Here is an 11,729-nt window from a genome sequence, read left to right on the forward strand (position 1 = left end):
TTTTCCAGGGATGAATATTTACAATGCTAGCGCTGCATTCTTTCTCCAATATTATTAGCTACTCTAACTTCCTTATCTAGGTATTTTGCTACATCGTATTCCTTGTTTAGATAACTCTACTGTGAGGTGTCTAAATATGCTCAGCTTTAAACCGCTTTAGAGATTTTAGGATAAGCAGATTTATCAGTCTTTTACTGCACCCAAACTGAATTTCTACAATGAGCTATCAAGTTTTTGGGAAAACTTCAAAGGCGAAATCGTATGGCATCCTTTACGAAAAGTCATCCAGAAATTGTTCATACCAGCTTCGATGCTCTGAGCATATGGATTATGCATCAATGGAACTGTATATGATTAAACGTAGGTTGTGTGGGAAAGGGTGCGGTGAATTTGCCAGAAGAACCTGATGTTTCAAATAATGAGCCTGATTTTGCAGCATCTCAGGCCCAGGGGTTTATTGGGCAAACTGTGGAACAGACTGGCAAATATGGGGTTGCCTTGGGGCAAGGCTCCGGGGATATTCACATTGGAGATCGCATCTATCAATCCCAGCCTGATCCCGACACTATCAAACGCATTGTCCGGGAGGAGCTGAAAAACCCTGCTAAGGAATACGCTAACCCCATCAGCACCGGGCTTAGTGCTCTAGCAGCCTTGATGCAAGCTCCCAAGATCCGTGAGGCCGTTATTGCCTTTCGGGTTGATTTTCAGGCAGCCCTGGAGCAAATTGAAATCATTGCTAACTACAAGGAACTACACGACCTGCTCCACAGGCTAGAATTCCAGTGCTACAGCGGTATCGTTCAAGAAGTCAGACGTTTTCCTGATGACGAAACAGCGCTGGATATTCTGACCGATCACGAAATGACCTTGGAGCAGCTAGTGCAGGCGATTCAGGTCGTGGCTCAACGGGAAACCATTGCTACCAGAGAGGTGATGTGGCTTAAGGATTTGAAACAGTCGCAGCAAGAGCTACACGATGCCATAGAACTGCTGGACCTGCGCAAACTGCAGAAAACGATTTGGCTACTCAATCGGGTGCTGGCCATTCAACCGTCACGCATTAATACAAATCTAAATGTCGCTGCTCGGGCACTGCGTTTACCGGCGTTGGTCCATGCCTTGCAGGCGATATGGTCAACGTTATCAGCAGGTACTAGCGATCGCGAAAAGATCAGCGAGTTTCAATGGGGGTTGAACACCCTGGCCGACTTGAATGAGCGCTTGGGAGCCCTTGTCAGTGGCCATGATTACTGGCAGGAGATGGATTTAGAACTACGGCGTATCGAAGGTAGTGTGGACAAGGACTTGATTGAATTGGAAATGTCTTGGCCTGACCTAAAGGAACGGTCTACGGAGCTATTTGATCAGGATGCAGATGAATGGACGGCTAAGTTTCAGGTCAGCTGTGAAAAACTTGATGATGCCTTGATCACAGCTAATCCGATTAAAATTAAGCGATATTTTCGGGTTTATCGTCGAGAAGCTAGCAATCGTTTCTATCAGGTGGATGTGACACTAAAACGACTATGTGAGGACCTTAGAAAAGTTGGAAATCCCCTAGCATCGGTGTTGAGGATCATGGAATGAGCAATCACACTTCGTCATCAATTACCAAGAAGGAGAATGAGGCATATCCCTCTCTTGCCTCATTACGGACAGCCCACAGTGAACTACTAAAACGCTATCGTCAACAAGAAAATAAAAATGATGCATTAGCCTCCATTGAACAACTGATATATGGGGGCCGAGCAACCGGTGTATTACTGGACCATGAGGATGATCGCTGGGCAGCCCAGAGCATACTTGATTACTGGCATTCCACATTGTATCGCATTGGCATTGAAGCACCAGACGCTACGCTAGAAGACTTCGACCCTGAACAAGCACCTACGCTAGAAGAATCTCAATGCCCTTACTTAGGCTTAGAAGCATTTAGAGAATCAAACAAAGACCTTTTCTATGGCCGTCAGAAAATTCTAGGAAGGCTTCTAAAACAATTATGTGACCATAGGTTGGTAACGATTGTTGGTGCATCTGGCAGTGGCAAATCATCCTTAGTTTTAGGAGGACTTATTCCTCAGCTAAAAACAGGTGCAATACCAGGTAGTGAACAGTGGTATTACCTGGGCTCTATGGTACCTGGTAGCCAACCACTTCAGAATCTAGCTCAATTGCTTCGAACCAATAATGTTGGTTCGAAACAGGATATGCCTCAAAAAAATGAATCATTACGAACTGATCCTGAATATCTCAGCTCCCTAATAACAGACCTTAGTGGTGGTCAAACGGCTGTATTGGTTGTAGACCAGTTTGAAGAAGTTTTTACCCTCTGTCTAGATGAGGCCGAGCGTGATGCCTTTATTGATAGTCTTATGAGTCTAAGTCAGGACTCAGAGTCTACTCATCGTGTCATTCTTACAATGCGCACTGACTTTGAAAGCCAGGTGGCAACTATACCTGACTTCAAATCTGTTTTTGAGCGAGCCCAAATAAGAGTTACAGCATTAGATGTAAGTGAACTACGAGATGCTATTGAAAAACCTGCTGGGCAAGTGGGTTTGAAATTTGAAGACGGTGTTATTGAAGCTTTGTTGTCTGATGTATTAGGAGAACCGGCTGCCCTACCATTGCTTCAGTTTACATTGTTAAAGCTATGGAACAATCGCAGCAGAAATCGAATAACTTGGGAGGCTTATCAACGACTGGGAGGAGGGCGTTTAGCACTAGCTAATAGTGCTGACGATTTCTACGATGCTCTTATTCCAGAGGATCAAATAACAGTTAGACGGATTCTTCTTAAAATGATTCGCCTGACTGAGGGCATGGAGGTAACCAGTAATCGCATTCGAAAACAATCGCTATATCAATCTGGAGAAGCGAAAGATCGCATTGATCGAGTATTAGAAAAGTTAATCCAAGAACGCTTGGTACGGCTTACTGGAGAGGGAAATTTGGATGATACTCAAGTAGAAGTTGCACACGAAGCTTTAATTCGTAACTGGCCTAGATTGGTAAGTTGGTTAGAAGAAGAAAGAAATACACTACGCCAAAGATTACGTCTAACTATAGCAGCCGAACAATGGCAAGCAAAAGGAAGGGAACGTAGTGTCCTGTTACGTGGGAGTTTACTTGATGATGCCCAACATTATCAAAATTTAAGTGATATAGAAGACGAGTTTGTCAGATGCAGTACCCAATCAGAAAAGCGGTTAAAGCGTCGTCAGTTCTCTCTTACTGCCACCGCACTCATTGTTTTGGGCGCACTTAACATCTTTGCTATATCACAAGCAAGACTTGCGGAAGCTAGAAGATTATTAGCAGAGCAAAGATTAACTGAGGTAGAGTTACTTCAAAAGGCAGATGAAGTAACCCAGCTCTCGAAAATTGTTCCTGAAGAGGCCTTAGCTTTAGCAATTCAAGTTACTGGTCAAAGTCAGGAAAAACTTGGTAGGGTGCCTGCAGCTATCCAAGATAGCTTACAAAAAGCACTAGAAGTAGCGCTTGCAAATGGCCAGGATGTCAAGAATACAAGTACTACCTTTAGTCCAGATGGGCAACTAATTGCCAGCACTGGTTCAGATGGAACTGTTAAATTATGGGATTCGGAAGGGGTGCTAGTTTCGTCCTACTACGTAATTTCCAAAGGTTTAATCTCAACTGCTGTGTTTAGCCCAGATGGACAATTTTTGGCAACTGGTGATTCAAATGGAACCATTAAGATATGGTCAATTGATGGAAAAGAAGCAACCACTTTAGAGGGGTATATAGGACAAATTAACGATGTCGAATTTAGCCCAAATGGTGAATTCATTGCCAGTGCTTACTCAGATGGCACTGTTCAGTTGTGGACCCTAGGGGGGAAACGAATTTTATCCTATGCAGTTTCTCAGGGTTCAGTCTCAAATGTAGTATTTAGTCCAGATGGTAAATTTTTGGCAACTGCTGGTTCAGATGGCACTGTCAAATTATGGAATTTAGAGGGCGAGCTAGTCTCATCACTTTTTGTTTCTGATAGTTCAGTCTCAAGTGTAGTGTTTAGCCCAGATGGTAAATTTTTAGCAACTGCTGGTTCAGATGGAATTGCTAGACTATGGTCAACTAATGGAAATTTGCTTACAGAGTTTCCACAACATACGGACTTAATTCTTGATGTTGCATTTAGCCCAGATGGAGAGTTTCTAGCAACTTCAAGTTTAGATGGAACTATAAACCTTTGGGACTTAGAAGGAGGACAGTTGTTGCAAAGTATTCGAAATCATGCAGGTATTAGCCCATCTGTTTCTTTCAGTTCTGATGCACAAACACTTCTTGGTAGTGGAAGAGATGGAACTATTCGCATTTGGGATTTAGAAGGAAACCTTACAGAGGAGTTTTCGGAAATAGGTAACTGGAAAACATTGCTTCGCTTTGCTTGTGATGGTTTACGCGATAGTCCCATTCTTAATGAGTCCGAAAATACAACTGCACAGGAAGCAGCCGATATATGCTGGAAAGAATCTGGGATTCAGATATTTTCTGATTAATTATGGTTATCTCTGAGGACTTGGATGCCATTCTTAATCGTATTGCGGCTGGAAATCATACTGCAGCTGATCTCCAGAGACTACGTCGTGAGATAACCGCTAGTAATGACCAAACCATTGTGCAGATTGGCAAATATGCAGTGAACATTGCCGAGGGCAACGATATTCATGTAGGTGATTCATTTTCGATAACATTTGGCGATCGCATTTACCAAGGTGCGAGTGCTGAAGCAATTCGAGATATTATTCGGACTGTCCTTGAAGAGATTCAGTCCACACCTCAACACCCCACTTCTGAACTAAAGCCATTGGAGAAATTAGTCTCAGAAGTCAGAGCGCACCTCACAAATATAGAACAACAACGCCATGGCACCATGCTGTTATGGCGAGTCAATGAACCAGTCCCCGTCGATGAAATCTATGTAGACGTCGAAATTCTAGAACGCCCCACAAAAGAATTCTCATCCGACAAAGACGGTTTGCTACAAACCTTTCAACCAGAAGACAGGGCCAGCTTTTACACCATGGGTTTAGGCAAACCCAGCAGACGGTTAGCAGGTATAAAAGCCGTTAAGCAGAGCTTTGAGCGCAATCTAAATCTGATGGTACTGGGACTACCGGGTTCTGGCAAAACCACCTTCCTGCAGCATTTACTGATGCAATGCTTAGGCGGTAAAGTTCCCTTCCTGGCTGATCGCCTCCCAATCCTGATGCGGTTGAGGGATTATGACTTTAGTGCTCCATCAGGAGCTACCTCCACTGAGAGCAGCAGCAACCGCTCAACCTTGATGCACCACATTCGTGGGTGTCTGGACAACTGCTCTGATGCCGAGTTTGATGCCCTATTTCAGGACAGTCGGCTATGGATCTTGCTCGATGGCCTGGATGAGGTCCCTAAAACCGATAGCAAGTCCGTCATTCGACAGATTGAGCAACTAGTGAACCGCTGTGGACAAAACCGTGTTGTCGTATCCTGCCGTACTCAAGCAACGGAACATCGATTTCGTCAATTTCTAGAAGTTCAAATCGCTGACTTCAATGAGAATCAGGTCAAACAGTTTTCCAACCGTTGGTTTACAGCTATTGCCTCTGCAGACCAGAAACCTCAGGCTGTGCAGCAGGCAAATCGCTTTATCCAACAACTGGACCGCCCGGAAAATCAGCAAATCAGAGACCTGGCCGTTACCCCTATTTTGCTGAACTTAACCTGTGCTGTATTTCGCGATCGCAACGGTCGATTCTACTCAAAGCGTAGTGACCTTTACCGCGAAGGCCTACGACTACTGTTGCAGGACTGGGATGCCGCTCGCAGCATTGATCGTCAGCCAGCCCAATACTCGCTCAATATCCCTCAAAAAGAAAATCTCCTGAGCCATGTTGCATTACAGAAATTTCAGCAGTCGCAATATGTCCTATTCGATGAGGATGAGTTGACAGATTCAATTGCCGATTACTTAGGTCAGCTCCCCAATGCATCAGCTGATTTAGCAACGTTACAAGCCGATAGCACCATTATTCGACAATCAATTGCAGAATCTCATGGCCTATTTATTCAGCGGGCCGCCAGCATTTATTCCTTCTCTCATCTCACCTTTCAAGAATATTTCACAGCACGGGAGATTGTTGCCTCTGCTAAACGCAACGGAGCGTTTGATTTTAATAGTCTGGTGCAGCATGTGACCGAGAAGCGATGGTATGAGGTCTTCTTACTCACGGCCAATATGCTTCCTAATGCTGATGAGCTAGTTCGTCTGATCAAACAACAGATTGATCAGCAGTTTATGTCTAATACTGCTTTGCAGGAGTTTTTAGGGCTGGTCGAGCAGCTTGCTACTGGCATTGAGGCACCGTATCATCCAACTGCCATTCGTGCTCTATACTTTGATTTCTTGCGCGATCAGTATCTTGCCCGTGCCCTTGATGAAAGCCTGAGCCTGGTGAAGGATAAGGCTAATAGTGATCAGGTGGATTTCAGACTGGCATTTGAGTATGTCCAGGATATTGCACGGGGTCTGAAGAGCTATCTATCAAAAGCACAGGATCTGGCAATTTCTCGTGTGTTGGATCAGAACCTTGCGATCGCGATTACTCTGGCACGAGATGTTGAACTGGCACAATTCATGAGGGTTGCACAGACAAACTCAGAATTACAAAATGACCTGCAGTTGCTTCGAGATTCGCTGTCTGATCCTAGAGATTGGAAAACCTTTGAGCAGTGGTGGTCAGACTACGGGAAAACCTGGATTGAGCAACTAAAAACGACCATGGCAGCCTACAAAAATTTTGACCGTGAGGTGCAGCTAACAGAGGATCAAACAGCCCAATTTCAGCAGTACTACGATGCGAACAAGCTTTTGATGGATTGTATAGCCAGCAGCACGGTAAGTAATGCAGTGAAACAGGAGATTCAGAATGCATCACTACGCCCTATTGTGAAGCCTACAAAAATATTTTAACCCGCATTACAGGAAATTACATGAGAATAATTTTAAAAGGCTTCTAACAAAGCCTTTCTTCTTCTAATGTTACTTAATTTCTCGAAAACTTAATTGATTATGCCAAATTTTGTAGAAATATGGATAAGATATGCTTTCAGCACAGTACCATACAATTCCAAAAACCGCCTTAAAGTACTCAATCCCCTTTTCTTCAATCGTATTCAAATCTAGAATTTCATTTTTGAAATCTATAACAAAGAGTTTTTTATCTCTAATCGATAAAATTTTCCTGAGTGCAGCTAAAAGGTCACGCTGCCTCCTAGTTATCTCTTCTGATGTCAATTCAGACCAAAAGTCAGAAGATTTCGATTGCTCCATATATTCGTTTTCACCAACTCTCTCAACATTCTTTCGAGTATTTTTGATCAACTTCAATAGCTTATGAATCAATTTTCGATTTCCTACTGCAACATCTCCTAATATTTCAACTACCTTTACAATCAACTCTTCGTGTTCACTTGATTCAACCAAATCTAATAGTAAATTAATAAAATCTTGGTCGATTTGAATATTTTTTGTTGAATGCTTTGAAATTGCATTCAGTGTTGCACTTGTTCGATAGCTACTACGCCCATCGAAAGGTAATTGCATCTGATAGTTGTATACTTCCAATTCAATCTGTTTTTTAAATACAACTAGAGCCTTAGCATTACCGGCATCAATCTGCCAAAGATTGAAAGCGGCGCGCCAACACATGTCTTCATTTTCTGTTATCCCTATTAGTTGGGTTAGTGCATTAATAATTACTATGGAATTGTCCTTGCCAAGCTCTCCTAATCCTTCAATTGCCATTAAACGTGTCTCTTCATTCGACAATAGCCTTATTAATATTTCTGTCCCCAAAGCCTTATCAACATCGATCTCTAATAGGTATCTAGCTGCTTGTTGAAGTAAACCCTTATCCTCTGTAGAGTTTATTGTTTGTAATAAAATAGATTTTGCAAGGAAATTACCAATATCAGCTTTCCCTAAGCTTCTAGCTATAGACATACGCATCGATTCAGAAAAAGTTGTTGTGATCAGCTTCTCCAAGGCCAAATAAACATCAGGATTATTTGAGCCAATTTCTCCTAAAATCCTGATAACTCTTGATTGGACTTGAGTTTGCATAAATAACTCTTTATCATCCATACATCTAGAATTTTCTTCGTTAGGCAAACTTATAATTTCTAAAAAAAGAGAGATAATTTCATTTAAATTTAAACAGAAGCTCTTATCTTTACGAGGAATGATTAGGTTTTCAAAGTATGAAGTAACCTTTTCGAGGATAGCTAAATCTTTATTTTCTCTAAGTAATCTAGAAACCTCTAAAATGATTGTAGATATTCCATCATTCATTAGTGCTAATGCATTGAATGTATGCCAGTAAATAGAACCTATCTCCATGAGAGTACCTCTTGTTAACTCAAGAAGCTGTGTAAGTACCTTAATAGAAGTTTGATTGCCAGGATTATTTATTAAGTCAAGTATTTTGTGACAAATGTAGGCATCATTACGGTTTGCTTCGATAAATTCCAGTAAAGCTAATATAGCTTTTTTGTTATTAGGATCAATTCTTCCTAGCGCTTGAGCTGCTTGCCAATAGACATATTTGTTACTAGTAGAGTCTAATATTCTTGTTAATGTTGTAAGTATTATTGGATTATTTGTATCAAGTTTTTCTAAGTTCTTGCTTGCTTGTATCTTGACAAACTCATCTGTAGTTAAGTCAATATAATCAGCTAAAGAGCTGATTGCTCTATTGTGATCTGTTTCTAATAAGCATTCTCTAGAAGCAAATTGAATGGAATCAAAAATGCTTGCTATAGATACTGATAAGTTGAATGACTCAGACCAACCAAAGCATAATTTGACAAGAAAGTCGATGACTTCCTTAGCCCTTGAATAAGACTTGAATTCATTGATTCCAGCAGCAGCCAACCAATAAGCTCTCAGTCCATAAAATGGATACTCAATTCCATCATCAAACTCAATTAATACAGTTATAAGAGCTTCTTTTTCGTCATTGGCTAAGTTATCGCGTCCCATCCATAACAAGAATACTTCTTTCCATTGAGGTTCAAAACATCTATAGCTAGATTGTTCATGAGTAGAATCTGTAAGAGTATGGTTAATAAAAAAAGGCCAATTATCAATTGCTAAAGCAGCAAAATATTCTTCAATTGTAGGATGAAAGAATGCATAAACTGTTTTCCTTTGATTCTCTGTATCTAGCCCTACCTTATTCAACCAGCCTAACTTTAGGGATAGGTGTAATAGCGAATCTTCATCATCTAATTCGCCCAAAAATCCACATACAAAGTCGTGCCTTAGTCGAAATCGTGTTTCTTCCTTATCAAGCGCCTCCCGCGCTACCTCTCCCAATGCTGCATTCAGTAGGCTACGCTGTTCCGCCGTCGTTGGGAATTGCTCTCGCTTCCACTCATAAAAATCTGTCACAAATTGATTATATAACCCTGCTTTCGTCTCAGGCAGCATTCCCTCCCCTAGATACCAGTTGAAACATAATAGTGCCAGTCGTAGCGGATTTTTCACCAAATCCTGAATTCTTTCCTTGCCTGGTAACTTCAGCGCCGCGCACAGTTGTTCAGCCTGCTCTTCCTGTTCCTCTGCTAATGCCCTGAACCATTGACAAATAAATTTCTCCACCTGCTGTGGATAGGAAAATTCTAGGGTGCAATATGTGTCAAAAGTATCCAGTGCATTACGCTTGCTATCCCACAGATTCAGCCGACAAGTTAGCACAATTCGTGCTTGCGAAAGTAACCCCCCTATGCGGGTCTGCCGCGAAATTTCTGTCAAGGGATTGCCAACTGAAGTCTGCATTTCATCTGCTCCATCCAGCAATAGCCAAATCCTTCCCTGCTGAAACTGAGCTATAAATGTGTCTTTAATTTTGGGTGATGCTTCTGCCTTGCCATGCTGCTGTACTACAGTCTGCAACCATCGTTCCAGCAAATAGTTCTCTAGCAGTTCCCCTTGTAGATCAGCTAAAGAGATCCAAATAACAATTGAATTATTAATTGTTTGAGAGATCCAGTGAGCTATCCGCTGCAGCAGGGTTGTTTTTCCTGACCCTGGTTCACCAATGATGGCAAGGCGTCGTCCACCACTGCGAGGGCTATCTCCTTGGCGTAAAACTTGCTCTAAAAACTCCTCATGCTCAAACTGCCGTATAATTTCTGTTTCCTGGTAAAGTTGGGAGCCTTCCTCTGGCAAAATATCTTTTCCACGCCGAGATTGTCGCTTACGCTCGACTAATCCCAAGGGAACATAAACCTGGTCAGTGCGATAGGCAATGCCCTCTATATGGGTTAAAGGGTTTGAGGTTAGGCGTTGAACTTGCTGTTCTAGAAGCAATCTGCTGACTCGCTGCCAATTGATTTCGGGTGGTTGAGGGGAGATTTGAGATCGAAACAAAGCGCGTATTTCTTCCAATAACGCTCGATCCAGTTGATCACCAATTGAAATATCCTTTCCCTCACCTAAATTAGTGTTATATTTGCCAATCTGAATTACATACTGAATTACCTTCTGACCATCCTCTGTCTGGCTCCAGTGTTCTAGCTCACTTTCATCTTTCTCGCCTAAATTGAGAACATGTTCTATCAGTGGCAATAGTTCATCAGGTGTAGTCATAGCATTTCAATCGCATGTAGGGGTATACGTACGATGTGGCCTTTAGAGTTCATGTGGACTGCTTCCAGTATGGCTTAAGTTACTGAGCTGGCAAATATAGGTAAGCAGATTAAAATAGCAGTGCGGTTAGCAATGCTACTTCTACGCTTAATTAATACGCGAATGCCCCTTTCTGACGAATTAAAAAACATCCTGGATCGAATCGAGGCTAGGAGCTATACCGAGGCAGATTTAACCACATTGCGCCAGTTGCTCAGTACCCCAAGTAACTTGGTCATTGAGCAATTAAAGAGCGAATATAATATCAACATTGAGCAAGCACGGGGTTTTCATATTGGCGACATATATATAACTTCGGATACTGAGGTTATTCAAGCTGTAGTTCAGGATGATCAAGAACGCCTTGACCGCCTCAAGAAGCTTCAAGAAAAATCAAGAGCATCATGTATAGCTCGTTTTCGTATTGCCGTTGCCAGTCGAGAACGAGCTATAGCACTCGCGGACGACCAATCTTTAGGAATTCCACCTAAGTCACTGAATTTGGAACCTGGCAATGTCTCTGTATTAACCGGTGAATTAGGCATTGGCAAAACCTTAATTGCCCAGCGTCTATTTCAGCAAGGCGTTACACGAGCAATAGACGAGCCAAACGCTCCTATTCCCATCTATCTAGAATCAGGCGAATGGCAGAATAATAGTTCTTTAGAAAAAATAGTCAACACAGCAGCAACTGGATTAGGAAGACCTGAGTTTCAAGGAGCTACGGTCTTTCTTGATGGCCTTGATGAAGTTGGTGCAACAGTTGCCACTCAAATTTTGAAAGAGGCATATGAGTTGGTTGAAATATGGCCCAATACAGCTCTGTTGATTACCAGTAGACCGATCCGATGTCTTGATGATTTAGTAGAAAAGAAAGAAAAGATTAGTGTCCTTCCATTATCAGAACAACAAGTACATGAACTCATTGAAAAAGTGTTAGGGCAAAAAATCTGGCAGGGCGACATTCGGCCTATAACCCAGCAATAGCAAGCTTCATCGCCCTTTCGCCACGTTGATATTCGGGGAG

The 11,729-nt window shown here is 42.2% G+C and carries 5 protein-coding genes; 4 read left to right on the forward strand and 1 reads right to left on the reverse strand.

From position 1 onward, the window contains the following. Positions 1 to 369 precede the first annotated feature (369 nt). From IXB50_RS19870 to IXB50_RS19880, 3 genes are read left to right on the forward strand one after another with little or no spacing between them, the layout of a single operon-like run. Positions 370 to 1,590: a hypothetical protein gene (locus tag IXB50_RS19870; protein ID WP_215610741.1), complete on the forward strand. Its 1,221-nt coding sequence runs from the start codon at positions 370 to 372 to the stop codon at positions 1,588 to 1,590. Next, a complete protein-coding gene (locus IXB50_RS19875) occupies positions 1,587 to 4,526 on the forward strand; it encodes a WD40 repeat domain-containing protein (RefSeq protein ID WP_215610742.1) in 2,940 nt (979 codons plus the stop codon). The genes IXB50_RS19870 and IXB50_RS19875 overlap by 4 nt, the downstream gene beginning before the upstream one ends. A 2-nt stretch (positions 4,527 to 4,528) precedes the next feature. Further along, on the forward strand, positions 4,529 to 6,982 hold the full coding sequence (locus tag IXB50_RS19880) for an NACHT domain-containing protein (RefSeq protein WP_215610743.1): 2,454 nt from the start codon (positions 4,529 to 4,531) through the stop codon (positions 6,980 to 6,982). A 69-nt stretch (positions 6,983 to 7,051) separates the two neighbouring features. On the opposite strand, the gene IXB50_RS19885 is transcribed toward IXB50_RS19880, so the two are convergent. Next, on the reverse strand, positions 7,052 to 10,663 hold the full coding sequence (locus tag IXB50_RS19885; RefSeq protein WP_215610744.1) for an NACHT domain-containing protein: 3,612 nt from the start codon (positions 10,661 to 10,663) through the stop codon (positions 7,052 to 7,054). A 162-nt stretch (positions 10,664 to 10,825) separates the two neighbouring features. Here IXB50_RS19885 and IXB50_RS19890 point away from each other — a divergent pair, with 162 nt between their 5' ends. Beyond that, on the forward strand, positions 10,826 to 11,689 hold the full coding sequence (locus IXB50_RS19890; RefSeq protein ID WP_215610745.1) for an NACHT domain-containing protein: 864 nt from the start codon (positions 10,826 to 10,828) through the stop codon (positions 11,687 to 11,689). The last annotated feature ends 40 nt before the right edge of the window (positions 11,690 to 11,729 follow it).

It is taken from the genome of Leptothoe spongobia TAU-MAC 1115 (genome assembly GCF_018739885.1).
Lineage (GTDB): Bacteria > Cyanobacteriota > Cyanobacteriia > Phormidesmidales > Phormidesmidaceae > Leptothoe > Leptothoe spongobia.